This window comes from Streptomyces sp. NPDC055287, assembly GCF_053646035.1.
This window is the reverse complement of the sequence record NZ_JBSHNE010000002.1, coordinates 31,082-56,880: the sequence shown is the minus strand read 5'-3', so window position 1 is coordinate 56,880 and position 25,799 is coordinate 31,082. Positions and strand designations below refer to the sequence as shown.

Sequence of the window (25,799 nt, the reverse complement as noted above, 5' to 3'; positions counted from 1 at the left end):
CGCACACCCCCACACTCCCCACCCAGGAGACAGCATGCGACTTCGCATACGCGGAAGAGGGTCAGCCAAGTCCGCCACCCTCGCGGGCCTCGCGGCCCTCGTGGCACTCGCCGTGGCGGCGCCACTCACCGCGAGCGCGACCCCGGCAGGGGCGGGCGCCGACCGGACCCCGGCCGCCACAGCGGAAGAAGTGATCAGGCAGTACGAGATCCACGGTCCGGCCACCGCCGCCGCCCGTACCGCCGTCGCGGCCACCGGAGTCTCGGTGGACGAGGCCGACGACCACTCCGTCGTCGTCAGCGCCAACGCCGCACAGGTCAAGCGGCTGAAGGCGCTCGGATACGCCCCGAAGGCGCTGCCCGCGCCGCCCGCGCGCACCAACGGTCTGGCCGTCGCGCCCATGGACTTCCCGCCCGCCGACTCGCGCTATCACAACTACGCCGAGATGAACGCGGAGATCAACCAGCGCCTCCAGCAGTACCCGAACCTCATGAGCAAGCGCGTCATCGGCAAGTCGTACCAGGGCCGCGACCTCATCGCCATCAAGATCAGCGACAACGTGGCGACCGACGAGAACGAGCCCGAGGTCCTCTTCACCCACCACCAGCACGCCCGCGAGCACCTGACCGTCGAGATGGCGCTCTACCTGCTGCGCGAGCTGGGCGCCGGATACGGCTCCGACTCCCGGATCACCAACGTCGTGAACAACCGCGAGATCTGGATCGTGCCGGACCTCAACCCGGACGGCGGCGAGTACGACATCGCCTCCGGCTCGTACCGCAGCTGGCGCAAGAACCGGCAGCCCAACTCCGGTTCTTCGTACGTCGGTACGGACATGAACCGCAACTGGGACTTCAAGTGGGGCTGCTGCGGCGGTTCCTCGGGCTCGTTCAGCTCCGAGACGTACCGGGGCCGGGCCCCCGAGTCCGCACCCGAGGTGAAGGTCGTGGCGGACTTCGTCCGTTCGCGGGTCGTCGGCGGGAAGCAGCAGATCAAGGCGGGCATCGACTTCCACACGTACAGCGAACTGGTGCTCTGGCCGTTCGGCTACACGAACGCGGACACGGCGCCCGGCATGACCCAGGACGACCGCAACGCCTTCGCCGCCGTCGGCCAGAAGATGGCCGCGAGCAACGGCTACACCCCGGAGCAGTCGAGCGACCTCTACATCACGGACGGGTCGATCGACGACTGGCTGTGGGGCAATCAGAAGATCTTCGGGTACACCTTCGAGATGTACCCGAGCGGCTTCGGCGGCGGCGGCTTCTACCCGCCCGACGAGGTGATCGAGCGCGAGACGAGCCGCAACCGCGACGCGGTGCTGCAACTGCTGGAGAACTCCGACTGCATGTACCGGTCGATCGGCAAGGAGCAGCAGTACTGCGCCGGAAGCTGAGGCGTTGATACGGCGGAGGGGTGTCCGGGGACGTCCGGGGCACCCCTTCAGCCGCGCGTACGCACGCGCGTCGCCCCCACGCTCCTAGTGGCCCCGGCCCGCGAGGTAGTAGCCGAGTACGGGGGCGAGTTCGGCGAACCACTCCTGGAGCTTCGCCTGGTTGCGGGCAGCTACCACGCCTTCGTAGAACCGGCCGTCGGGGAGCGCGACGGCGAGCATGAGGACTTCGCCGCCGGGTCCCGGCTTGTAGTGCACGGTCTGGATGTCGCGCCAGGGAAAGTCGATGGTGGCGCCGTTGCTTTCGAGCGAGACGCCTTCGGCGTCGACCACGACCGCGTTACGGCGGTCCGTGGCCAGGAACTCGGGGCCCGCGGGCATCGGCGCCGCGTAGGCCCCGGGCGGAGGAGGCACGGGCGACGGCGCGGGCGCGAAGGCGGGCGGCGGCGGCCCGAAGCCTTGCTGGGGCTGAGGCGGGAGTTGCGACGGGGGCTGGTGCTGCGGCGGGTACTGGTGCTGCGGCTGGTTCCGGTACTGCGACTGCCCGTAAGGGCCCGGTGCCGCGCCGCCCGGGTGTCCGGTCTGTTCCACTGTCGTCAGCCCCTTCGCTGTCACACGTTCCGGGCCCAGTATCGCCGACCGGTGAAAGGGCGCCCCGGGACGGACGGGTCCCGGGACGCCCTCTGCTCCACACCGTACGGCTAGATCACCAGGCTCAGGAGCGCCGCGACCGCGAAGCCGGCGACCGACAGGATTGACTCGAGCACCGTCCAGGACTTCAGCGTGTCCCGCTCCGAGATGCCGAAGTACTTGGAGACGATCCAGAACCCGCCGTCGTTGACGTGCGAGGCGAAGATCGAACCGGCCGATATCGCCATGATGACCAGGGCCAGGAAGGCCTGCGAGTGGTCGCCGTTCTCGACGAGCGGGAGCACGATGCCCGCCGTGGTGACGATCGCGACCGTCGCCGAGCCCTGCGCGACGCGCAGCACCAGCGAGATCAGGTACGCGAGGACGATGACCGGCAGACCCACGTCGTTGAAGGTGTCGGAGAGTGCCTGGGCCACGCCGCTCGCCTTGAGGACCGCGCCGAAGATGCCGCCAGCGCCGACGACCAGCAGGATGTTTCCGACGGGCTTGAGGGACGAAGTCGAGACCTGCTCCAGGGACTTGCGGGACCAGCCGCGCCGGATGCCGAGCAGGTAGTACGCCATCAGCAGGGCGATCGTCAGGGCGACGAAGGGGTTGCCGAAGAACTCGACGACCGAGCGGAGCGTGGAGGGGTCCAGCGCGATGGAGGAGAACGTCGCCGCGAGGATGAGGACCAGCGGTGTACCGATGATGGTCAGGACCGTGGCGAGCGAGACGGGCTGCTCCTGCGGGCTGCGGCCCGCGGCGGTCTGCTCGGCGACGACGGCGGCCTTGGCGTCCTCGGCGGCCTCGACCATGTCGTGCGGGACGTCGACGAAGACGCGCTTCCCGATCCAGGCCGCGTACGCCCAGGCCGCGAGCACGGCGGGGATGCCGCAGACGATGCCCATGAGGATGACCCAGCCGAGCGAGACGTGGAAGAGGCCGGCCGCGGCGACCGGTCCCGGGTGCGGGGGCAGGAACGCGTGGGTCATGGAGAGGCCGGCGAGCAGCGGCATCGCGTACAGCAGGATCGACTTGCCGGAGCGCTTGGCGGCGGCGTACACGATCGGCGCGAGGACGAAGATGCCGACGTCGAAGAAGACCGGGATGCCGAAGATGAGGCCGGTGAGACCCATGGCGAGCGGGGCGCGCTTCTCGCCGAAGAGACCGAGGAGCCGGGAGGACAACACCTCCGCGCCGCCGCTCACTTCGAGTATCGCGCCGAGCATCGTGCCGAGGCCGATGATGATCGCGACGTGTCCGAGGATGCCGCCCATGCCGGACTCGATGACGGAGACGACGGCGGACTTCTGGACCGTGCCGAAGAGTTCGGTGACGGAGAGGCCCGCGCCGAGGCCGACGACGATGGAGACGGCGAGCAGCGCGACGAACGGCTGGAGCCTGACCTTGATGATCAGGAGGAGCAGCAGGGCGATGCCGAGGGCCGCGACGGTCAGCAGACCGGCCGTGCCGCCGATGAGGGTGAGCAGACCTCCGGTGTGGGGTGGGGTCTCCGCGGGAACGGGGGCGGCGGCAGCGAGCAGGGACATGAGGAGGACCTCGTAATTCCATGGGGCTTTCGGGGCAGGGGGTATCGCGGCGCGGCGCCCGGGCGGTGGGCGCCGCGCCGTGATGACGTACGGCGTGCGGGTGGGGGAAGCGGAGGGAGGTGGCGCGCGTCAGCTCAGCACGGCGAGCGCGTCGATCTCGATGAGGAGGCCGGCCGGGAGACCGACGTAGACGGTCGTACGGGCGGCGGGGGCCTCCCTGAGGCCCTGCTCCTCGAAGTACGCGTTGTAGATCTCGTTCATCTCGGCGAAGTGGCCGGTGTCGGTGAGGTAGACGCGCATCATCATCACGTCGTCCCAGCTCGCGCCGCCCTCCTCCAGGATCGCCTTGACGTTGGCGAAGGTCTGGAGGGTCTGCTCGCGCAGGGTCGGGCCCGCGGGGGTGGGTGCCTGGCCCTCGACGGCCGGCAGGAAGCCGACCTGGCCGGCGACCTGGAGGATGTTGCCCTTGCGGACGCCGTGGGAGAACCTGGCGGGCGGGGCGGTGTGGGTGGACGGGGTGATCGCGGTCTTCTCGCTCATGCGCTTGCTTCCTTCGGGGGCGTGTTTCCTGAGTACTCCCTGCTGATGGCGTCGGCGGTGCGGCGCAACAGCGGCAGGAGGGTGAGGAGTTCCTCGGCGGTGACGACGACGTTCGGCGCTGACACCGACATGGCGGCGACGACCCGGCCGTCCGCACCGCGGATGGGGGCCCCGATGCAGTTGATGGACTCCTCGTGGCCGCCGAGGTCGGTGGCCCAGCCCTGTTCGCGTACGAGCGCCAGTTCCTTGAGGAAGGCTCCGGCGTTCGGTGTCGAACGGGACGTGTAGGTGGGGTAGTCGAGCTTCTCCGCGATGGCGCGGCGCTCGGCCTCCGGGAGGTCGGCGAGCAGCAGTTTCGCCACGGCGGCGACGGTGATCGCGACGGGCTTGCCGATGCGCGAGTACATACGGACCGGGTAGCGGCTCTCGACCTTGTCGATGTAGAGCACCTCGACCTCGGTCTCCTCGTACACGGCGAGGTGGACGGTGTGCCCGCACTCGTTGTTGAGCGCGGCGAGGTGCGGGTGCGCGATCTCGCGTACGTCGAGGTTCTCGACGGCCTCCTGGGCGAGCGCGAAGAGGCGGGCACCGAGGCGGTAGCGCTGGTCCTGCTGCCGGTAGACGAGGCCGTGCTCGTGGAGGGTACGCAGGAGGCGCAGCGCGGTGGACTTGTGGACGCCGAGGCGTTCGGCGACCTGCCCGAGGTCGGCGGGTCCCTGCGCGAGCAGCGGCAGGATGCTCAGCGCGCGGTCGACGGTCTGGCTCATGGCGTACGTACCTCCTGGTCGGCGGCGCCCGTCCAGCCGGGGCCGAGACGAAGTCTCCCCCAGGCGTCGGTGTCCAGGGCGGCGAGGCGGTCGGCGTGTGCGCGGGACGGCGGCGTACCGAGGTCGCCGGGGACGGTGAGCGCGGCGGCGGCCATGAGGTGACCGTGCCGGGCCCGGTCCCGTACGGGCAGGCCGCGCAGGGTCGCGGAGAGGAACCCGGCGGCGAAGGCGTCCCCGGCGCCGACGGGGGCGACCACGTCCACGCGGAGGGCGGGGACGGTGGTGATGGTGTCGGGGGCCTCGGGGGCGCCGGGGCCGGAGCCGCTGTCCCCGGGGGGCCGGGTGAAGACCGTCGCGCCCGCCGCGCCCTGCTTGACGACCAGGATCTCCGGCTCCGGCAGGGTGCGGCGGATCTCGGCCGCGCCCCGGACACCCCAGGCCGTCTCCGCCTCGTCCTCGCCGACGAAGACCAGGTCCGCACCGCGCGCGAGGTCGAGCAGGACCCGGGGGCCCTCCGCTCCGCGCCACAGGTGCGCGCGGTGGTTGACGTCGAAGGAGACCAGGGGCCGGCCGGGACGGCGGGCGGTCAGCGTACGCATCAGGGCCAGGCAGTCGGCGGACAGCGCGGCCGTGATCCCGGACAGGTGCAGTACGCGGCCGGTGGCCAGGTCGTCGAGCGGCATGTTCCGGGGGGACATCGCGGAGGCCGCCGACCCGGCGCGGTAGTAGACGACCTCGAAGCCTTCGGCGTCGCGGTCGGTCGCCGTACGGAAGTAGATGCCGGTGGGGCGGTGCGGGTCGCGCTGGACGGCGGAGGTGTCGACGCCATAGGCGGCGACGGCCGCCACGAGATGGTCGCCGAACCCGTCGGCGCCCACCCGCCCCACCCACCGCGCGCGGTGCCCGGCGGCGGCAAGGGCGCAGGCGACGTTGGACTCGGCGCCGCCGATGCCGCGGCCGAAGGACGGTACGTCGGCGAGGCGACCGGGCCGGGAGGGCAGGAACGTCACCATGGACTCGCCGAGGCAGACCACATCCACCGCTGCGGCGTCTCCATTGCGTTCTGCTGCTTCGTCCGCGGGCGCGGTCACGATCGAGCTCCTCACCACTGACTCACCGAGGCTCGCCGTCTGGCTCACCATTGACCCTGCATCGGCTCGGATGTTAGACAGCGTTCAGCGATATACGCAATGGTCGTTGCATATGTTGCAACTGTACTCATGAGGAGGCTTTCATGGCCGTAAGCAACCCGGTCGGACGACCCGCGGCGCTCGCCGCACTCGCGGACGAGCGCGTGGACCACCGCTTCAAGGCGCTTCCGCCGGACGCCGAGGGGCTGACGGTCGGGGAGCTCGCCGCCGAGCGCCGCAACCTCTTCACGGGCGGCTTCACCACCCCCGTGCTCGCGCTCTCCGCCGAATCGGTGGAACACAACCTCGCACTCCTGGAGACGTACGCGGAGCGCCACGGCCTCGCCTTCGCGCCGCACGGCAAGACGTCGATGTCCCCGCAGCTCTTCGCGCGCCAGCTGGAGCGCGGGGCGTGGGGCATCACCGCGGCCGTGCCGCACCAGGCTCGTGTGTACCGGGCGTACGGCATCCAGCGGATCTTCCTCGCCAACGAGGTCGTCGACGCGGCGGCGCTGCGCTGGCTGGCCGCCGAACTGGACGCCGACCCGGACTTCCGGTTCATCTGTTACGTCGACTCCGTGCGCGGCGTTCAGCTGATGGACGAGGCGCTGCGGGCGGCCGCCGCCTCGCGCCCGGTGGACGTGGTCGTCGAGCTCGGCGCCGGCGTGGGGGCCCGTACCGGCGCCCGGACGGCCGCCGACTGCGCGGCGGTCGCGGACGCCGTGGCGGCCACGACGACGCTGCGGCTGGTGGGCGTGGCCGGGTACGAGGGCGAGGTCCCGCAGGCGGACGGCGACAAGGTGCGTGCGTGGGTGCGTGAACTGGTCGCCCTCGCGGCGGACTTCGACAAGGCGGGCCGGTTCGCTTCCGCGGCGGCCGCGGAGATCGTGATCAGTGCGGGTGGCAGTGCGTGGTTCGACGCGGTGGCGGACGTGTTCGCGGAGATCCCCGAGCTCTCGCTGCCGGTACTCAAGCTGCTGCGGTCCGGCGCGTACGTCTCGCACGACGACGGCCACTACCGCCACCTCACCCCCTTCAACCGGGTGCCGGACGAGGGCGCGCTCCAGCCCGCGTTCCGCCTCTGGGCGCAGGTCGTCTCCCGGCCCGACGCGGAGCAGGCCTTCGTCAACGCGGGCAAGCGCGACGCGGCGTACGACCTGGACCTGCCGGAGGCGCAGGCGGTACGGGACGCCGGCACCGGTGAGGTGCGGCCGGCGGCAGGCATCACGGTCACCGGGCTTTCGGACCAGCACGGGTGGGTGCGAACGGGGCCGGAGGCGCGACTGGAGGTGGGCGACTGGCTCGGTCTGGGGCTGTCCCACCCCTGCACGTCCTTCGACAAGTGGCAGCTGATCCCCCTCGTCGAGGCGGACGGCACCGTCACGGACTACCTCCGCACGTTCTTCTAGCCCCGGGCGGGGGGAGCGGGGCCCGCCCCAGGACCCCGCTCCTCACACACCGGACGGGCTGAAGTCGCCCAGGGGGCGAAGCCGGCCCGTCCGGCGTCTGCCGCCAGCCACGCAGAGAGGCAAGCAACAGCCATGGACCTCGTCATTCGGGACGTACGCGTCATCGACGGCACCGGCGGTGCCTCCTACCGGGCCGACGTCGGCCTGAACGGCGGCCGCATCGCCGAGATCCGGCGGGACGGCGACAGCGGCCCGCGCCCCGGCGGCCGCCGCACGCTGCGAGCGGACGGCCTCGCCCTCTCCCCCGGCTTCATCGACATGCACGCCCACAGCGACCTCGCCCTCCTCCGCGACCCCGACCACAGCGCCAAGGCAGCCCAGGGCGTGACCCTCGAAGTCCTCGGCCAGGACGGGCTGTCCTACGCGCCGGTCGACGACCGCACCCTCGCCGAGGTCCGCAGGGCCATCACCGGCTGGAACGGTGGTGCGCCCGGGGACACGAGCATCGATTTCGACTGGCGGACCGTCGGCGAGTACCTCGACCGGCTCGACCGCCAGGGCATCGCCGTCAACGCCGCGTACCTCGTCCCGCAGGGCACGGTCCGCATGTACGCGACCGGCTGGGACGACCGCCCGGCGACCCCCGCCGAGCTCACCCGCATGAAGCAACTCGTCGCCGAGGGCCTGGAGCAGGGCGCCGTCGGCATGTCGTCGGGCCTGACCTACACCCCCGGCATGTACGCCGACGACGCCGAACTCACCGAACTGTGCCGCGTCGTGGCGCGCTACGACGGCTACTACTGCCCCCACCACCGTTCGTACGGCGCAGGAGCCCTCGCCGCGTACGAGGAGATGGTGACCCTCACCCGCAACGCCGGCTGCGCCCTCCATCTCGCGCACGCCACCATGAACTTCGGGGTCAACAAGGGCAAGGCGCCCGACCTCCTCGGCCTCCTCGACACGGCGCTCGACGAGGGCGCGGACATCTCCCTCGACACGTACCCCTACACGCCCGGCTGCACGACGCTGGTCGCGATGCTGCCGAGCTGGGCGAGCGAAGGCGGCCCCGAGTCGACCCTGGCGCGGCTGCGCGACGACGTGAGCGCCGAGAAGATCCGCCACCACATGGAGGTCATCGGCGCGGACGGCTGCCACGGCGTCCCCATCGAGTGGGACACGATCGAGATCTCGGGCGTCAGTGACCCCGGCCTCGCGAGCTGCGTGGGCAAGACGATCGCCGAGTCCGCCGCCCGGCGCGGCGAGGCACCCTGGGTCACCGCCCGTCGCCTGCTGATCAACGACAACCTCGGCTCGACGATCCTTCAGCACGTCGGGCACGAGGAGAACGTCCGCGCGATCATGCGCCACCGCGTCCACACGGGCGGCAGCGACGGCATCCTGCAGGGCTACAAGCCGCACCCGCGCGCGTACGGGACCTTCCCCCACTACCTGGGCCACTACGCCCGCGACCTGGGAGTCCTCTCCCTGGAGGAGTGCGTCGCGCACCTCACCTCCCGCCCGGCGGCCCGCCTGCGGCTGCCGGACCGGGGGATCGTACGGGAGGGCTACCGCGCCGACCTCGTGCTCTTCGACCCGGACACGGTCGCCGCGGGTTCCACGTTCGAGGCCCCGCGCACGCTGCCGACCGGCATCCCGCACGTCCTCGTCGACGGCCGGTTCGTGATCGAGGACGGCAGACGGACCGACGTCCTCGCGGGGCGATCGGTCCGGCGTACGCCCTGACCGGCGGGCACGGCTACCGCGCCGACGTGGTCCTTTTCGACCCGTCGGCGTTCCGCCCGTCCGCGCTCAACCCGTCGGAGTCCAGCCCCTCCGCGTCCGGCCCGTCCGTGCTCGCGCCGACCTCCGCCCGCTCGTCGCCGCGCGCGCTCCCGGCCGGCGTCCCGTACGTCCGCATCGCCGGCAACTTCACCGCTGGGGAGGACCGTTCATCCCGCTGCTGCCTGCGCAGCAGCACCGCGCCCAGCACGCACACGGCGCCCGCGATCCAGAAGCCGTACGCCGGGGTGCTGCCCCTGGGGTGCGTCTCGTAGACCAGGGCGGCGGACAGCACCGTCAGGATGCGGCCGAGCCTGCCGTTCCAGGCGGTGGCGGAGATCGCCGCCATGCCCCAGAGCAGGTACCACGGCTGCACCATCGGCGAGAGGGCGACCAGGGCCAACAGGGCCACGCCCAGGGCGTGGACGGGGTGCAGGGGCGGGTCGCCGCGCCAGGGACGCACGCTGCGGAAGGTCGCGAGGGCGGCGTAACCGATGACGGCGAGGGCGAGAGCCAGGCCGAGCGTCTGGAAGGCGCTCTTCACCGGCTCCGGGTCCCAGCCGAACAGCAGGCGCGTCAGCTCGCCGATGCCGAGGCCGATGTCGCTGGAGGCCGACAGGGCGGTGTGGATGGTCCCGGCGACGCTCTGCGTCCTGAGCCATCCGAAGCCGGTGCCACTGAGCAGGGTGGCGGCCGCGGCAACGGCCCCGGCCACCAGGGCGGGCACGGCGAACGCTTTGACGACGCGCCACGGGAGCGGCCCGGAGGTCCGCCGTACGACGATTGCGCCGATGAAGAGCAGGGCGACGGCGGCCGGTGACTTGACGGTCATCGCCAGGGAGACGACCGCGCTGCCGAGGATCCAGCGGCCGCGCAGTGCGCAGACCACGCCCGTCAGCATGAGGCCGATCATCAGGCCGTCGTTGTGCATGCCGCCCACGACGTGGATCAGCAGCAGCGGATTGAGGGCTCCCAGCCAGAGCGCGCCGGTCTCACTGGCGCCGCGTGCGCGGGCGAGGTGGAGGGTCGCCCCGACGATCAGGGCGAGTGCGGCCAGGGCGACGAGCCGCATCCCGAACACGGCGGGGACGACCTGGCCGCCCGTGGCGAGCACCACCCACTTCGCCAGGACGAGGAAGACGGGTCCGTACGGAGCCGGGGTGTCGGTCCAGTGCGCGCCGCCGCTGGCCGCGGCGTCGGCTCCGAGTTCGTCCGGGCCGAGCACAGAGGGGCCGTACGTATAGACGTCGTGGCCTTCGACGACCATCGCGCCCTGGGCTATGTAGCTGTACACGTCGGCGCTGTGGAGCGGCGGAGCCAGTACGAGCGGCGCGGTCCACCAGACGAGCGTGACCACCATTTCGCGCACCCCGCCGGCCGCGCCACGGGCGACCAGCCGCCCGTACCGCCACCAGGCCACGACCAGCAGCGTCAGGCCGATGTACGCCAGGACGGCCGCCGCCACGGTCGTCGCGGACCCGTGGGGGACCCATATCCCCCATGGGTCGCGAGCCGGCAGCCGCCCCGCGGCGACGCCGCCCACGGCTGCCGCGGCCGATCCGGCGGCACCCAGCCGGCGGTACCCGACAGCACTCAGCGTCCACATGACCGATCAACTTATCCGAGTAGTCCGAACAGCCGGTGGGCACGCCCGCGCACTACGGCTTGGGCAGCCGGCAGCCCTTCCGGTCCAGGTCGATCTTGCTGTCGTGCGCGACGCAGCGCACGATCCCGTACGTCTGCTGCGCGTAGCGGCTCCCGTTTCGGACCGTCACCTCGCCGCGCCGGTCGACCTCGCACGGGTTGTTGAGGGTGCAGCGCTCGCCGCTCTCGTTGGCCGTGTTGTTGACGGCGACGACCTTGCCGGTCCTGGTGTCGATCACGGGCGAGCCGGACGTACCGCCGATGGTCCGGCAGTCGGCGGAGGAGGTGTAGCGGACCGAGTCCTTCCAAGTCCACACGCCCTCCTTCAGCCGGTGCACGAAGCCGTCCACGCCGCAGCTGTAGATCCTCTTCCAGTAACCCGAGACGACCTTGACGGACCTTCCCTTCACGGGGTGGGTGGCGTTGAGCTCCAGGGCCTTGATGCCGTACTGGCCGCGGATCTGCGCGTAGGTGCTGGTGAGTTCGTACAGGGAGACGTCCGTGTCGGTCATCGTCGCGTACGCGACCTTGCTCGCCTTGAGCGTGCCGAGCGAGCCGCCCTTGGTGTCGAGCAGGCTGAAGGTACGGGCCGACGGCCGGTCGACGATCACCTCGCCCGCGCCCGGGAATCCGGTCTCCAGGCAGTGCCCGTTGGACAGGACGAGCGCCGGGTCGTCCGGCTGGGAGTGCGGCATGCGCACCACCGAGCCGGAACAGTTGCTGAGCGCCACCGTCCCGGCGAAGTCGACGACGACGGGCTTGTACCTGGCACGGGACGCCGTCGCGGACGCGGAATCGGTCACGGATCCGGACGCGGTCGCGGATCCGGACGCGGAATCAGTCCCGGCCAGGGCAACCGCGGGTGCGGCACCCGCGCCCAGGAGCGCCAACGAGAGCAGCGCACCCACCAGACGCTTCTTCATTCGAATCCCCCTCCGAAGGCAATTTGTCATGTGCATTCTTGGGGGACGCGCATGTCCCGAGCAAGAGGTCCGACATGCTGCCGTGCTCAGCTGGAGGCAACTCTCATGAACGACATCTTCGAGACGCGGCGCGGTCCGGTCCTCGGCCATCGCCTCGTACCCGACGTCGTCGCAGTCCTCGGCGTCCCTTACGCCGCCACGCCGTTCGGCGCCGACCGGTTCCTCGCACCGCGCCCCGCGCCCGCCTGGGCGGGCGTCCGGGACTGCGCCGGCTTCGGTCCGGTCGCGCCGCAGTCGGCCGAGCTGCCGGGCGCACCGGCCTGGTCGCCGGGCGACGAGGACATCCTCACCGTGAACATCTGGACCCCGGCGCCGGTGGCGGCTCCGGAGGACGGTCCGCTGCCCGTCCTCGTCTGGATCCACGGCGGTGCGTACACCTTCGGCTCCTCCGCCCAGCCCGACTACGACGGAACCGCTCTGGCGCGCGCCGGGCTCGTCGTCGTCACCCTCAACTACCGGCTCGGTTTCGAGGGGTTCGGCCATGTACCCGCCGACGGCGGCACCTCGTACCCGGACAACCGTGGCCTGCTCGACCAGGTCGCCGCCCTGCGCTGGGTCCGCGACAACATCGCGGCCTTCGGCGGCGACCCCCGTAACGTCACGGTCGCCGGACAGTCCTCCGGGGCGGCCTCGATCGCCTGCCTGATGGTGATGGACCGCGCCCGCGGCCTGTTCCGGCGGGCCATCACCCACAGCGTCGCCCGGCCCTGCTACTCGCTCGAACTCGCAGCGGCCACCACCCGCGAGGTCGCCGCCGCGGCGGGCTGCCCCGCCACCGCCGAGGGCCTGAAGTCCGCAAGCCCGAAGGCACTGGTCGACGCCTCCGACCAGGTGGTGGGCACCTACCGTACGAACCCGGCTTCCGGGTACCGCCACTACGACCCCGTGATCTACGCCCCGGTCGTCGACGGCGGCATCCTGCCCACGGACCCGCTCACGGGAGTGGCCGCCGGCGTTGCCCGCGATGTGGAACTGCTGATCTGCCACACGACGGAGGAGTACTGGCTCCTGGACGCCGTCGGCAGCAGCGCCAAGGTGACCACCGGCCGCCAACTGGCTTCCTTCGCAGCGGACTTCGGCCTGCCCGACGAACTGGTGACCGGCTACCGCGCCCTGATGCCGCAGGCGCCTGTGCTCGACGTCTACCTCGCGATCTTCGGTGACCTGCTGTTCGGCGAGTACAGCAGCCGTCTCGCCGAGCGGCACGCCGGGGCGGGCGGCCGCGCGTTCATGTCCCGCTTCGCCCGTCGACGCCGTAACGGGCCGGAGGGCTTGGTCCGCGCCTGGCACTGCGCGGACATCCCCTTCGCGTTCGGGAACCTCGGCAACGACTCGCTGTCGTTCCTCATCGGCGGCCCGCCCGACGCGGCGGACCACCGGCTCTCACGCGCCATGCTGCGGGCGTGGGCCGGCTTCGCGGCCGACGGTGACCCGGGCTGGCCGCCGGTCGGTGACTCCACCGGCCCGGTCAAGATCTGGAACACCGAGGACGGGCTGCCCCATGAGGATCCGGCCGGCATCCGGGCGCTCTGGAGCAAGGTCGAGTTTCCAGCCATGCGGCCCTGCCCTGAGAGAACGGGGGCCTGAGACAGGGCGGCTCCGAGACCGGGCGCCTCTGAGACCGCGAGGCCCCGGGACGGCTGCCACAGCCACCCCGGGGCCTCCCACTACGGCTTGGGGAGCGTGCAGCCGGGGCGGGTCAGGTCGACCTTGCTGCCGGCGCCGATGCAGGCGACGAAGCCGTACGTCTGCTGGCCGTAGTTGATGCCCTTGCGCACGGTCACGTTGCCGCTCTCGTCGACCTCGCACGGGTTGTTGTCCGTGCAGCGCGCGCCGTCCTCGTTACCGGTGTTGTTCACGGCCACGACCTTGCCGGTGGCCGTGTCGATCACCGGGGATCCGGAAGTGCCACCGATGGTCTTGCACGCGGAGGTGTAGCGGACCGAGTCCTTCCAGGTCCACGCGCCCTCCTTCAGCCGGTACGCGAAGCCGTCGATGTTGCAGCTGTAGATCCGCTTCCAGTAGCCGGAGACGACCTTGATGGCCGTGCCCTGCACCGGGTGCGTGGCGCTCAGCTCCAGGGCCTTGATGCCATAGCCGTTCTGGATCTGGGCGTAAGTGCTGGTCAGCTGGTACAGCGACGCGTCGGTGTCGGTCATCGTCGCGTACGCGATCTTGCTCGCCCTGAGCGTCGCCACCTTGGTGCCCGCGGAGTTGAGCAGGCCGAAGGTGCGGGAGGAGGGCTGGTCGACCACGACCCGGCCCGGCGCCGGGAAGCCGCTCTCCAGGCAGTGCCCGTTGGACAGGACGAGTGCCGGGTCGCCCGGCTGCGAGGCGGGCGTGCGCACAACAGAGCCGGAACAGTTGCTGAGCGCCACCGTTCCGGCGAAGTCGACGGCCTTGACGGCCGGCTGGGGCCGGGTCTGCTGCGGGCTGGCCTGCTGGGGGCTGGTACGAGTCTCCGCGGCCGCCGGCGCCGCTCCCGCTCCGAAGAGCAGCAGGGCGAAGAGCGCGCCGACGAGAGGCTTCTTCATGTGGGGGTCCCCTCTTGAACGACCTGTGTGACCGGAGTGCGACGTCCGGTTTTGTCATGCGCATTGTTGAGGGATTCCACATGCTGGACAAGACCGCGATCAGAATCGGTTCACAGCGGCGCGTTCACCCGGGTGGAGCGGCCGTGCAGGACCACCGCCCCCGCCACCGCCGCGGCCAGCACCACCAGCGCGGCCAGGGCCGGTATCAGGACCACCACGGCGCCCGCCGCCAGGCAGCCCACGCCGCCCGCGATCAAGATGACCGGCCTGGGGCCGCCGGTACGCACCAGGATGGCCGCGGCCGCGAGCAGGAACATGCCGACACCGCCGGTCAGCGCCCAGGCCACCACCCCGTGCAGCGGCTCGGAGAGGGCGTAGTGCTTGCTGTCGGCCACCTGGTGCAGGGCCTTCTTCATGCCCAGCGCGGCGAGCACCACCCCGGCCACGAGCGGCAGGTGCAGGAAGGTGTAGACGTCGCGGGCCAGCCGGGTCCGTTCATCGCCTTCCAGCGCCGCCAGCCGGTGCTCCGCCGCCTCGCCGATCAGCCGGAAGTACAGGCGCCACAGTCCGGTGACCACCAGCAGGCCCGCGACGGCGGCGGTCAGCACCACAGCGGTGACGGGGTAGCCGGACACCCCGACGCCGATCGCGACGATCGACTCCCCCAGAGCGATGATCACGATCAGGCCGTAGCGCTCGGCGAAGTGCCCCGGCGAGACGACGCGCCAGCCCGACGCACCGGTGACATAGATACCGACGTAGTCGATCACCACCGCGCCGAGCCACACCAGCAGCTGCCAGAGGCCCGTGAGGGCGCTGCCTATCAGGAGCAGTACGAACGGCGGCCCCACCGACAGCAGCGCCGTACGGCGCAGGGTGGCGTGCAGGACCCGGTCGTCGGGGTGGGCAATGCGGTACGAGACCAGGTGCAGCAGCCGTACCGCGCCGTAACAGAGAACGAAGACCAGGGGCGCGGGGAGACCGCCGGGCCGTTCACCGAAGACCTCGGGGACGGTGAGCGAGACGACCAGCATCACCGCCATCACGGCGACCAGTACGGCGAACAGCGCCCCCGAGTCGGCCCGCACCACATTGCCGAGCCAGGCGAAGCAGCACCAGCACCACCACAGGAGCGCCAGCACCACCATCCCGCCGAGCACCCGCTGGGCCGACGCGTCGGCGGCCATCAGTGCCGTGACCTGCGTGATCGCGTACACGAACACCAGGTCGAAGAACAGCTCGGCAGGCGTCACCCTGTGTCCGTCCTCCGCGGCGATCATCCGGGAACGTTCACTGCCTGTGGCCACACGCGCTCCTCAAAAGTCCAGTCAACTGCGGTGCCATGGCTGCCGTTTGGGCGGTGAGCGGACCATGGGCCGGGCGCAATCCTTATCCGCCGGGCGGCCGCCGGTCCAGCGATTCCGCAGCCCGGCCCGTACGCCGCACCGGCCGACGCCCCCGCACGTTCTCCGAGGGGGCTTTTACAGCGGCTCGCAGGCCTTCCGGGATGGGGCACGACACCCACGTGGCCAAAAACACGAAGCGGGTCCCGTTATGCACCCGTAAGGTGGCCAGCATGCAGGTGATCCAGTCGACGAAGCTCGCAAACGTCTGTTACGAAATCCGCGGCCCCGTGCTCGAGGAGGCGATGCGGCTCGAAGCGGCGGGTCACCGCATCCTCAAGCTCAACACCGGCAACCCGGCGGCGTTCGGTTTCGAGTGCCCGCCCGAGATCCTGGAGGACATCCTCCGCAATCTCGCCGGCGCGCACGGCTACGGGGACGCGAAGGGGCTGCTGGCGGCGCGCCGCGCGGTCATGCAGCACTACCAGACCAAGGGCATCGACCTCGACGTCGAGGACATCTACCTGGGCAACGGCGTCTCCGAGCTGATCCAGATGTCGATGCAGGCACTGCTCGACGACGGCGACGAGGTGCTCGTCCCCGCGCCGGACTACCCGCTGTGGACCGCGTCCGTCTCACTGGCGGGCGGCACGGCCGTGCACTACCGCTGCGACGAACAGGCCGACTGGATGCCTGACCTCGCCGACATCGAGCGCAAGATCACGGACCGCACCAAGGCCATCGTCATCATCAACCCGAACAATCCGACGGGTGCGGTGTACGACGACGAGATGCTGCGCGGGCTGACCGAGGTCGCCCGCCGCCACAACCTGATCATCTGCTCCGACGAGATCTACGACCGGATCCTGTACGACGGCGCCACGCACACCCCGACCGCCGCCATCGCGCCCGACCTGCTGACTCTCACCTTCAACGGTCTGTCGAAGAACTACCGCGTCGCCGGCTACCGCAGCGGCTGGCTGGCGGTCTGCGGCCCGAAGGCGCACGCCTCGTCGTACATCGAGGGGCTCACGATCCTCGCCAATATGCGCCTGTGCGCCAATATGCCGTCGCAGCACGCGGTGGCGACGGCGCTCGGCGGGCGGCAGTCGATCGAGGACCTGGTACTGCCGGGCGGCCGGATCCTGGAGCAGCGGAACACGGCGTACGAGCTGCTCACCCAGATCCCGGGCGTCACCTGCGTGAAGCCGAAGGGCGCGCTGTACCTCTTCCCGCGCCTCGACCCGAAGGTCTACAAGATCAAGGACGACCGGGAGATGGTCCTCGACCTGCTGCGCTCCGAGAAGATCATGGTCGTGCACGGTACGGGCTTCAACTGGCCGGAGCCCGATCACTTCCGCATCGTGACACTCCCTGCGGTGGAAGAGCTCGCGGACGCGGTGACGCGTATCGGCACATTCCTGGATGGGTACGGGCAGCGATAGACGGCGGGGAATCACCCGCGCCCTCGGCGCGACTCGGCTCAACTTTAGACAGAATCTAATGTAGGCTGGTCTCCTGACCCTGTAGGAGGCCATCCCATGTACGAGCCGATCCGCAACAAGTCGGTCCATCGCATGGCCGCCGACCGGGCCGACTTCCCGCACCGTTCCCGCGAGGAGGAGCTGGACATCCAGCTCGCCGGACACCTGGCGGCCCTCCTCGCGGTCACCGACGAGCTGGGGCTCGGCGCCGCGGCCGACCGTATCGCCACCCAGGTGGCCCGGCTGCGCGGCGCCCCGCCGGCCAGACACGCCGGCCTCACCCACGCGGCCCCGATCGCACTCCACCGCCGCGCCCACGAGCTCGCGGGACGCGCCCTGGTCGTCGCCGCCTCGCGCGCCGACACGGCGGTCGCGATCCTCGCCGCCGAGCGCATGGACGCCCACGCGGCCGCGCTCGAAGAACTCCGCCTCGTCGGAGCCCACTGACGGCCCCGGCCCGCGTGCCGCTGCGGCGCACGGGCCGGGTGCCACTGATGCACCGCCCCACCGGACTCACCGCCCCACCGGACTCGCCGGCTTCCTCCTCGCCGAATCGTCGGCAGACGCTGCGACTTGACGGACCGTCAGTCCGGGGCCTGTGAGGAGCGTTGCCGACGGAGCGGCAACAGCCGTCGTCATCACATGAGCAACCCTTCACGGCGCCCAGCCACTTCCGGGAGGGCAGCGCCGGTTCAAGCGCAAAAGACCAGCCCCCGAAGCCGTGAGGGGGCTTCGGGGGCTGTGCCGCGACGGGCCAGTGACCCCACAGGTCAGGGCGGATGCCAGGAAGGCCCGGCCGCGGAGTTCAGTGGAGCGAGGAGGGGATCAGCCCAGGCGCTCGACAAGCGCGCGGTACTCGTCCCACAGCTCCTTCGGGGCGTGGTCGCCGAAGGTGTTGAGGTGCTCGGGGACCAGGGCGGCCTCCTCGCGCCAGACCTCCTTGTCGACCGTGAGCAGGAAGTCCAGGTCCTCTTCGGAGAGGTCCAGGCCCTTGGTGTCCAGGGAGCCCTTGGCCGGCAGGATGCCGATGGGGGTCTCGACGCCCTCGGCCTTGCCCTCCAGGCGCTCGACGATCCACTTGAGCACGCGGCTGTTCTCACCGAAGCCGGGCCACACGAACTTGCCCGCGTCGTTCTTGCGGAACCAGTTGACGTAGTAGATCTTCGGGAGCTTGGCCTGGTCCTTGTCGGCACCGACCTTGACCCAGTGGCCCATGTAGTCGCCCATGTTGTAGCCGCAGAACGGCAGCATGGCGAACGGGTCGCGGCGCAGCTCGCCGACCTTGCCCTCGGCGGCGGCGGTCTTCTCGGAGGCGACGTTCGCACCGAGGAAGACGCCGTGCTGCCAGTTGAAGGACTCGGTCACCAGCGGCACGGCGGTGGCGCGGCGGCCACCGAAGAGGATCGCCGAGATCGGTACGCCCTTGGGGTCCTCCCACTCGGGCGCGATGATCGGGCACTGGCCGGCCGGGACGGTGAAGCGGGCGTTCGGGTGGGCGGCGGGGGTGCCGGACTCGGGGGTCCAGTCGTTGCCCTTCCAGTCCGTGAGGTGCGCGGGCGCCTCCTCGGTCATGCCCTCCCACCACACGTCGTTGTCGTCGGTGAGCGCGACGTTCGTGAAGACGGAGTTGCCCCACATGGTCTTCATGGCGTTGGCGTTGGTGTGCTCGCCGGTGCCGGGCGCGACGCCGAAGAACCCGGCCTCGGGGTTGATCGCGTAAAGCTGGCCGTCCTCACCGAACCGCATCCAGGCGATGTCGTCGCCGATGGTCTCGACGGTCCAGCCGGAGATCGTGGGCTCCAGCATGGCGAGGTTGGTCTTGCCACAGGCGGACGGGAAGGCGGCAGCGACGTACTTCGACTCGCCCTTCGGCGGTGTCAGCTTGAGGATCAGCATGTGCTCGGCCAGCCAGCCCTCGTCGCGCGCCATGACGGACGCGATGCGCAGGGCGTAGCACTTCTTGCCGAGCAGGGCGTTGCCGCCGTAACCCGAGCCGTAGGACCAGATCTCGCGGTCCTCGGGGAAGTGCGAGATGTACTTCGTGGAGTTGCACGGCCACGGCACGTCGGCCTCGCCCTCGGCGAGCGGTGCGCCGAGGGTGTGGACGGCCTTGACGAAGAAGCCGTCGGTGCCGAGTTCGTCGAGGACGGCCTGACCCATCCGGGTCATGGTGCGCATCGAGACGGCTACGTACGCCGAGTCGGTGATCTCGACGCCGATGGCGGAGAGCGGCGAGCCGACCGGGCCCATGCAGAACGGCACGACGTACATCGTGCGGCCGCGCATCGAGCCGCGGAAGACACCCTTCTCGCCGGCGAAGATCTCCCGCATCTCGGCGGGGGCCTTCCAGTGGTTGGTCGGGCCCGCGTCCTCCTCCTTCTCGGAGCAGATGAAGGTGCGGTCCTCCACGCGGGCGACGTCGCTCGGGTCGGAGGCGGCGTAGTAGGAGTTCGGGCGCTTGACCGGGTCCAGCTTCTTGAACGTGCCCCTGGCGACGAGCTCCTCTGCGAGCCTCTCGTACTCGGCCTCCGAGCCGTCGCACCAGACCACCTGGTCCGGCTCGGTGAGGGCTGCGATCTCATCGACCCAGGAGATCAGCTCCTGGTGGTTCGTCGGAAGGGTGGTGGGAGCCGCGTTGTCGCGCGCCACGGTTGCTCCTAAGTGAGGGTGTTTTCAGGTGTATGCCCCGTGGGGGCCGCGACCCGGATGCTTCACGACGATGGTTCGTTGGCGCTCATCCGGTGCCGACCGCACTCATCTGATGATCCGTGCCGCGCGCCCATATGTCCAGGGGGCCTCTCACGTGAGCATCACCACTCATTTCACCCCTACCTGGTCGTAACCTACGGTGGCGTAGGTAGGATTGCGCGTATGACGTCCGCCCAGTCCGATCAGCGCGCGAACCCAGACGGCCCCGGACAGGGGCCCGTCGAGATCGAGCTTCCGAGCCCCGTCAAACCGAAGTTGCGCGGCTGGCTGCACGCCGGGATGTTCCCCGCCGTGTTCGTCGCCGGTCTGACGCTCATCACCCTCACGGACTCCACACGCGCCCGGGTGGCCTGCGGGATCTACATGCTGACCGCCTGCCTGCTCTTCGGCGTCAGCGCGGTCTACCACCGGGGCACCTGGGGTCCGCGCGGCGAGGCCGTCCTGCGCAGACTCGACCACGCCAACATCTTCCTGATCATCGCCGGCACCTACACCCCTCTGACGGTGCTGCTGCTGCCCGACTCCACCGGCCGCACCCTGCTGTGGGCGGTCTGGGCGGCGGCACTCGCGGGGATCGCCTTCCGGGTCTTCTGGGTCGGCGCCCCGCGCTGGCTCTACACCCCCTGCTACATCGCGATGGGCTGGGCAGCGGTCTTCTTCCTCCCCGACTTCATGCGCGCGGGCGGCATCGCCGTACTCGTCCTGGTGATCGTCGGCGGGCTGCTCTACAGCGCCGGAGGCGTGATCTACGGCCTCAAGCGCCCCAACCCCTCACCGCGGTGGTTCGGGTTCCACGAGGTGTTCCACTCGCTGACCCTGGCCGCGTTCATCGCGCACTATGTGGGCATCTCGCTGGTGGCCTATTCGGAGTGACGGCCCGCTCCCGCATCCGGGTCCGCTCCCGTCCGGACCTTTCACCCGCTCCACCCCCGGTGGCCGTGGCCTCGATGCCACGGCCACCTGCCATGCCGCGACCGCGACCACGGCCAGCACCACCCCGAACACGGCGACCCCGCCGCCCACCAGGAAACCCACCACGCACAACGCCGCCACCACGACGGCCGACCCGTTGACGAATACCCGCATCCCGGCTGCCCCCTTCCGTACTTCCCGTACTTCCCCTCCGCACATGCGTGCGCTTTCACGGACCGTTCATTTACCCCACACACATCGTGACACGCCCCACTGACAGTCGCCCCGAGGGCCGGAGGCCGTCGGGGCCGATGCCCGACAATGGCGGGCATGGCCGCCGACACCCCGCACCCCCTCGCCGACACCGCCCCGCCCCGCCGCCCGGGCCTGCGCGAGCGCAAGAAGCTCAAGACGAGGATCGCGATCCGCACCGCGACCTACCGGCTGATCGCCGAGCAGGGGTACGAGGCCACCACCGTCGAGCAGATCGCCGAAGCCGCCGAGGTCTCGCCGTCGACCGTTTTCCGTTACTTCCCGGCCAAGGAAGACATCGTCATCACCGACGAGTACGACCCGCTGATGGAGTCGGCCCTGCGCGCCCGCCCGGCCGACGAGCCCCTCGTCGAGTCCCTGCGCACCGTCGTGACCCAGGCCCTGCGGCACTCCCTCGCCCACGAGCCCGAGGAGATGCTCCTGCGCTCGCAGTTGCTGACCGACGTGCCCGCCGTGCGCGCCCGCATGATGGAGAGCATGTCCGTGACCGGCCGCATGCTGTGCGAGGTCGTGGCCGAGCGGACGGGGCGGCGCGCGGACGACCTCGAAGTGCGGGTCGTCTCGATGGGGTTCGTCGCCGCCCTGATGGAGACAACCGTGTACTGGGCCGAGCACGGCAGACAGGACGACCTGATCGCCCTCGTCGACCGCACGCTGGACACCCTCAACGCCGGCTTCCGGCTCTGAGGGTGTCAGGCTGCCCGCCCCTCGACGAGCGCCGACCGTGCGCGACCGCGGTGGCCCGGACCGCCTGAGGTCCGGGCCACCGAGGTCGGTCGGTGCAAGAGAGCGGACGAACGCTCACCGCTTGCGGAAGTCTCCCTTCCCGCAGGCCTTCCCGTCCTTGTTCCGGTCCAGACCGTGCCGGTCGCGCCGCACGTCCAGCACGCCGTACCCCTTCGACTTCAGCCACTCGCACCGGTCGGCCGCCGGCACCTTCTTCGGGAACTTCCACGGCACGCAGGTGCTGACCTCGCCGTACGCGTGGTCGCAGCCGTCATACCCCTCGGGCATCCGCACGCCCGACTTCGACTTCGGCTTCCCGTGATCCGCGTGCCCCGGCGCCTTCGGCGCCGCGAGCTCGTCGGCGTAACTCTGCACGCGCTCCGCCGCGACCTGCCCCTGCGGGCCGATCCGCACCCACTTCGACACCGAGGGCACGCCCTTCGCGTCGACGACCGACAGCATGTACCAGCCGGGCGGCGCCAGGTTGGGGTTGCTGGTGAGGCTGAGGTCGATGGTGTTCCCGTTGACCGTCATGGGCAGGTCGACGAGGCGCTGGTTCGGGTCGGACGAATGGGTGACGGCGGCCGGGCGGATGAGGGAGGCCTTCACCACCGGCCTGTCGACGGTGATGCGCTGCGCCGAGCCGTACGCCCAGTTCTGCGAGGCCACCGAAGTGATCTTCGGGCGGGCGCCCTTGAAGAAGTACGGCGGCTTGTAGATCGACACCCGCTGCTCGAACGAGCCGTCGCCCGGGTTGTCGCCGACGCTCAGGACCCGGCCGTCGGGCAGCAGGGTGGACGAGGAGTGGTACGTACGCGGCACCGGGTCGGCGGCGAGCCCGGGCTCGAACCTATTGGTCACCGGGTCGTACATCGACGCCTCGAAGACCGGGTCCTCGCGGTACGTGTGCAGAGCGCCGCCCGTCTCCAGGACCTTGCCGTCCGGCAGGATCACGGCCGACAGGTAGACCTTGCCCTCGGCTCCCTTCTGGAACGTGCCGTCCTTGTACTTGCCCTGCGGCAGGTCGGGCCCGGCGACGTACTCCGGGGAAGCGGCCTTCATGTCGATCAGGTCCACCAGCCGGTGCGCGTCCGGCGAGACGGTGTGATTGCCGCCGCCGGCCGTCAGAACCTTCTGGTCCTGGGCGGGCGGCAGCAGCAGGGACGCCGACTGGTCGCGCTCGTCCTTCTTCCTCAGCCCGGGTACGTCGGTGATGGTGCCCTTCTCGTAGTCGTAGACGGAGGATCCGGTGCCGGGCAGGCCGACCCCGAAGGTGTGGCTGCCGCTGTAGAAGAGGCGCCCGTCCTGGAGAAGGATCATCGCCGGGTACAGCCCCCAGAACGACCAGGCCTGCTTGGCCTCGCCCATCGGCAGCCACTTGTTCTGGGCGTAACTGAAGTGCTCGTTGACGACGGTTCCGGCGGCGTCCTCGCCCAGCCCCCCGAGCGAGACCACGTCACCGTTGCCCATCGCGGTCGCCGACGGATACCAGTGACCCGCCAGCGTGTCGTTGACCTTGAGGTACTTGTTGAGCTTCGGGTCGAAGACGTAACTGGTCTTCAGCCCCTTGTAGCCGACCGTCCCGTCCGCCGACGCGTAGTCCTTGTTCCCGCCGACCACCAGCACCCGTCCGTCCGGAAGCTGGACGTGCCCGGCGCAGAAGAAGTCCGCGGGCGTCGGGATGCCGGTGTACCTGCCGGTCACCGGGTCGAACACCGACGACTTGAAGGTGCCGGCGGCGAAGGCGTCACGGTCGTTGCCGGAGCCCGCGATCAGCAGCACCTTTCCGGTGTGCAGCAGTACGGAATGGATGGCCCGCACCGGCGAAGGCGCGGTCTGCACGGTCCACTGGCCCTTGCACTCCGGGCCCTTGCCCTCACACGGGTCGACGGGCGGCTCGGGCACGACGGTCGCGTCGACCATCGCGTAGTCGTCGGTGGTGAGCGAGCCGACACCGTAGAGGGCCGCGCCCCAGGTGATCTGGTCGGTGTTCGGGGGAACGACCGGGGTACGGACCTCGGTACGGGCGTACGTCCCGCTCTCGGGCAGGGTGTTGAGGTCGGTCCAGAAGACCCAGCCCGCCGTCTTGTCGTGCCGGAAGAGCGTCATGGACACATCGGGCGACGTCGACTTGTACCAGAGGGACAGGTCGTACTGATGCCCCTCGGTGACCTTGGGCGCGCACTCGTTCTCCAGCATCATCGCCTTGCGGTCGCCGTCGGCGCGGCGGGTGAGGTCGATGCGCAGGGCGCGGGCTCCGGCGTGCGCGTCGTCCGTCACCGTGTAGGTGAAGTCGTTGTCACCCCAGCCGGACTTCTCGAAACACTCGGGGAACTCCCCCTGCGCGTCGAGCGTTTCCAGACCGGGATTGGCTATCAGGTTCGGTGCGGCGCTGGCGGGCGGGGCGTCGAGCGGCGCCAGGCCGAAGCCCGCGGCGAGCAGGGCGAACGCGGTGAGGAAAAGGCGCTTTCTGCCGCGCCCGGGTCTGCGTGTGTTCCTTGTGCTGGTGTACGGGGTCATCCCTCCCCCTTCTGGAGCTTGTTGGGCCCGTCGACCTTGAGAATGTCGATCCGGCCGTCCCCCTCCCCGAAGCTCGCGACCGGTTCACTGTGCTTGAACAGGTCGCGCAGCGTGGGCAGATTGTGCTGTTCACCGCGCAGGGCCGGTGTGGACACGACGTAATCGATGTCCTTCCAGCCGCGCGGCAGCGTCTTGGCGACCGCGGGGTCCTGGTCGAGCTTGTAGTGCCAGATGGCGCCGGTGCCCGGCCGGTATCCGGCCTCGACGGCGTCCAGCCACAGCACGCCGTCGGTGACGACACGCGTCCGTTCACGGTCGGCGACCGGTGCCTCGCGGAGCCAGCGGGACGCCGCGTGGTAGACGCCGTTGTCGTCGCCGAGCACAGTGGCCCGGTCCTCTCGGTACCAGTGCGGGGCGACGAACACCGCGGCCACGGCCAGCACGGCGGTCACCGCCGCCGGGCGCATCGCGCGGTGCCGGGACGGGACCAGGGCGATCACCGCGCACACCAGCCCGGTCACGGTGAGCGCGAGGAAGGGCAGCAGCTGGGCGACGTACATCTGCGGCAGATAGCCGCCGGGGCGCAGCGCGACCAGGGCCAGCACCAGGACGGCGAGGGCGACGGGCCGCAGGCGGCGTACGGCGAGGCCTACGACTGCTGCGGCGCAGCCGGCCGCCAGCAGATAGGGGTCGCGCGAGAACCAGTCCAGGATCAGGGTGTTGGCGTCGGTCCCGTCCTCGAAGACGGAGCCGCTGCCCTCGCGCCCGCCCAGCTGGAACTTGAGCGTGCCGATGAGCGAGACGTGGCCCGCTCCCGGCACCAGCTCGCCCTTGAGCGTCGCGTACAGCGGATAGAAGAGGCCGGTGAGGACCAGGCCCGACCCGAAGCCGGCGAAGGAGAACTTCCGCGTCCTGGGGTGACTGCCGTGCCAGAGCGTCACGAGGACGACGGGCAGCAGGACCGCGATCGTCTCCTTGGACAGGATCGCGAGGGCGAAGGCGCCGCCCGCGGCGATGTGGTGCCACAGGTGGCGGCGCGGGGAGAGGGCGAGTGCGAACGCGGCCAGCGCCCAGACGACGGCGAAGTTGTCGAGGTATATCTGCCGGTGCAGGGTCACCGCGAGCGGCGAGAGCCCGTACAACAGCATCGCGAACGCGGCGGCCGGGCGGCCCAGGCCGATGCGGCGGCCCACGACGAAGACGAGGGCGGCGCCGGCGGCGACCACGGGCAGCATCGCGATGCGGCCCTGGACGAACGTCGGCAGGTCGGGAAAGAGCCAGGCGGGCAGCCAGGCGAGGCCGGCGAGCTGTATCCAGCCGAACGGCGGATGGTCGTACCAATAGGTGTAGTGGGCGAGTTCACCGTTGCGCACGGCCCATGCCTGGGCCAGGTAGGTGCCCTCGTCGTCATTCGGGAACGGGAAATTGCCGATGTTCCACGCACGTACGGCAACGATCAGAATCAATAGC

General features: G+C 70.5%; 19 protein-coding genes and 1 pseudogene. 8 read left to right on the top strand and 12 right to left on the bottom strand.

What is annotated here, in order from left to right:
- The first annotated feature begins 34 nt into the window (after window positions 1–34).
- A complete protein-coding gene (locus tag ACWIHY_RS03565) occupies window positions 35–1,396 on the top strand; it encodes a M14 family metallopeptidase (RefSeq protein ID WP_454373933.1) in 1,362 nt (453 codons plus the stop codon).
- A gap of 84 nt (window positions 1,397–1,480) precedes the next feature.
- On the opposite strand, the gene ACWIHY_RS03560 is transcribed toward ACWIHY_RS03565, so the two are convergent.
- From ACWIHY_RS03560 to ACWIHY_RS03540, 5 genes are all read right to left on the bottom strand, one after another.
- Entirely contained in the window at window positions 1,481–1,984 is a 504-nt protein-coding gene (locus tag ACWIHY_RS03560; RefSeq protein ID WP_454373932.1) for a hypothetical protein, read from the bottom strand.
- 110 nt (window positions 1,985–2,094) lie between these two features.
- Entirely contained in the window at window positions 2,095–3,570 is a 1,476-nt protein-coding gene (locus tag ACWIHY_RS03555; RefSeq protein ID WP_454374403.1) for a GntP family permease, read from the bottom strand.
- A gap of 135 nt (window positions 3,571–3,705) precedes the next feature.
- A complete protein-coding gene (locus ACWIHY_RS03550; RefSeq protein WP_454373931.1) occupies window positions 3,706–4,116 on the bottom strand; it encodes a RidA family protein in 411 nt (136 codons plus the stop codon).
- On the bottom strand, window positions 4,113–4,883 hold the full coding sequence (locus ACWIHY_RS03545) for an IclR family transcriptional regulator (RefSeq protein WP_454373930.1): 771 nt from the start codon (window positions 4,881–4,883) through the stop codon (window positions 4,113–4,115). Before ACWIHY_RS03545 ends, ACWIHY_RS03550 begins: the two co-directional genes overlap by 4 nt.
- Window positions 4,880–6,025: a sugar kinase gene (locus ACWIHY_RS03540; protein ID WP_454373929.1), complete on the bottom strand. Its 1,146-nt coding sequence runs from the start codon at window positions 6,023–6,025 to the stop codon at window positions 4,880–4,882. The genes ACWIHY_RS03545 and ACWIHY_RS03540 overlap by 4 nt, the downstream gene beginning before the upstream one ends.
- Window positions 6,026–6,117: 92 nt before the next feature.
- On the opposite strand from ACWIHY_RS03540, the gene ACWIHY_RS03535 reads away from it, so the two are divergent.
- Both ACWIHY_RS03535 and ACWIHY_RS03530 read left to right on the top strand, forming a co-directional pair.
- Window positions 6,118–7,422: an alanine racemase gene (locus ACWIHY_RS03535; RefSeq protein ID WP_454373928.1), complete on the top strand. Its 1,305-nt coding sequence runs from the start codon at window positions 6,118–6,120 to the stop codon at window positions 7,420–7,422.
- 66 nt (window positions 7,423–7,488) lie between these two features.
- Window positions 7,489–9,165, top strand: a pseudogene (locus ACWIHY_RS03530) (N-acyl-D-amino-acid deacylase family protein); the annotation flags it as partial.
- Between the two features lie 13 nt (window positions 9,166–9,178).
- Here the strand turns inward: ACWIHY_RS03530 and mptB are convergent.
- On the bottom strand, window positions 9,179–10,807 hold the full coding sequence (mptB, locus tag ACWIHY_RS03525; protein WP_454373927.1) for a polyprenol phosphomannose-dependent alpha 1,6 mannosyltransferase MptB: 1,629 nt from the start codon (window positions 10,805–10,807) through the stop codon (window positions 9,179–9,181).
- Between the two features lie 52 nt (window positions 10,808–10,859).
- A complete protein-coding gene (locus ACWIHY_RS03520; protein ID WP_454373926.1) occupies window positions 10,860–11,768 on the bottom strand; it encodes a trypsin-like peptidase domain-containing protein in 909 nt (302 codons plus the stop codon).
- A gap of 105 nt (window positions 11,769–11,873) precedes the next feature.
- Between ACWIHY_RS03520 and ACWIHY_RS03515 the strand changes: the two genes are divergently transcribed.
- Window positions 11,874–13,415: a carboxylesterase/lipase family protein gene (locus ACWIHY_RS03515; protein ID WP_454373925.1), complete on the top strand. Its 1,542-nt coding sequence runs from the start codon at window positions 11,874–11,876 to the stop codon at window positions 13,413–13,415.
- A gap of 80 nt (window positions 13,416–13,495) precedes the next feature.
- Here the strand turns inward: ACWIHY_RS03515 and ACWIHY_RS03510 are convergent, their stop codons facing one another.
- Complete coding sequence (locus ACWIHY_RS03510) at window positions 13,496–14,362, bottom strand: S1 family peptidase (RefSeq protein WP_454373924.1); 867 nt, start codon at window positions 14,360–14,362, stop codon at window positions 13,496–13,498.
- A gap of 110 nt (window positions 14,363–14,472) precedes the next feature.
- Entirely contained in the window at window positions 14,473–15,669 is a 1,197-nt protein-coding gene (locus ACWIHY_RS03505) for a low temperature requirement protein A (protein WP_454373923.1), read from the bottom strand.
- 269 nt (window positions 15,670–15,938) lie between these two features.
- Here ACWIHY_RS03505 and ACWIHY_RS03500 point away from each other — a divergent pair, with 269 nt between their 5' ends.
- Together ACWIHY_RS03500 and ACWIHY_RS03495 are read left to right on the top strand one after the other, a co-directional pair.
- The gene (locus ACWIHY_RS03500; protein ID WP_454373922.1) at window positions 15,939–17,150 is read left to right on the top strand and encodes a pyridoxal phosphate-dependent aminotransferase; all 1,212 of its coding nucleotides are present in this window, start codon (window positions 15,939–15,941) and stop codon (window positions 17,148–17,150) included.
- A 96-nt stretch (window positions 17,151–17,246) separates the two neighbouring features.
- Complete coding sequence (locus tag ACWIHY_RS03495) at window positions 17,247–17,636, top strand: SCO4983 family protein (protein ID WP_454373921.1); 390 nt, start codon at window positions 17,247–17,249, stop codon at window positions 17,634–17,636.
- A gap of 378 nt (window positions 17,637–18,014) precedes the next feature.
- Here ACWIHY_RS03495 and ACWIHY_RS03490 read toward each other — a convergent pair whose 3' ends face one another.
- Window positions 18,015–19,838 (bottom strand): phosphoenolpyruvate carboxykinase (GTP), encoded by a 1,824-nt coding sequence (locus ACWIHY_RS03490; RefSeq protein ID WP_454373919.1) that lies wholly within the window; start codon window positions 19,836–19,838, stop codon window positions 18,015–18,017.
- A 222-nt stretch (window positions 19,839–20,060) separates the two neighbouring features.
- Between ACWIHY_RS03490 and trhA the strand changes: the two genes are divergently transcribed.
- Together trhA and ACWIHY_RS03480 are read left to right on the top strand one after the other, a co-directional pair.
- Window positions 20,061–20,771 (top strand): PAQR family membrane homeostasis protein TrhA, encoded by a 711-nt coding sequence (trhA, locus tag ACWIHY_RS03485; RefSeq protein WP_454373918.1) that lies wholly within the window; start codon window positions 20,061–20,063, stop codon window positions 20,769–20,771.
- 369 nt (window positions 20,772–21,140) lie between these two features.
- The gene (locus tag ACWIHY_RS03480; protein WP_454373917.1) at window positions 21,141–21,770 is read left to right on the top strand and encodes a TetR/AcrR family transcriptional regulator; all 630 of its coding nucleotides are present in this window, start codon (window positions 21,141–21,143) and stop codon (window positions 21,768–21,770) included.
- Between the two features lie 114 nt (window positions 21,771–21,884).
- On the opposite strand, the gene ACWIHY_RS03475 is transcribed toward ACWIHY_RS03480, so the two are convergent.
- Together ACWIHY_RS03475 and ACWIHY_RS03470 are read right to left on the bottom strand one after the other, a co-directional pair.
- The gene (locus ACWIHY_RS03475) at window positions 21,885–24,329 is read right to left on the bottom strand and encodes a galactose oxidase-like domain-containing protein (protein ID WP_454373916.1); all 2,445 of its coding nucleotides are present in this window, start codon (window positions 24,327–24,329) and stop codon (window positions 21,885–21,887) included.
- Window positions 24,326–25,795, bottom strand: a complete 1,470-nt coding sequence (locus ACWIHY_RS03470; protein WP_454373915.1) for an ArnT family glycosyltransferase — start codon at window positions 25,793–25,795, stop codon at window positions 24,326–24,328. The genes ACWIHY_RS03475 and ACWIHY_RS03470 overlap by 4 nt, the downstream gene beginning before the upstream one ends.
- Window positions 25,796–25,799 lie beyond the last annotated feature (4 nt).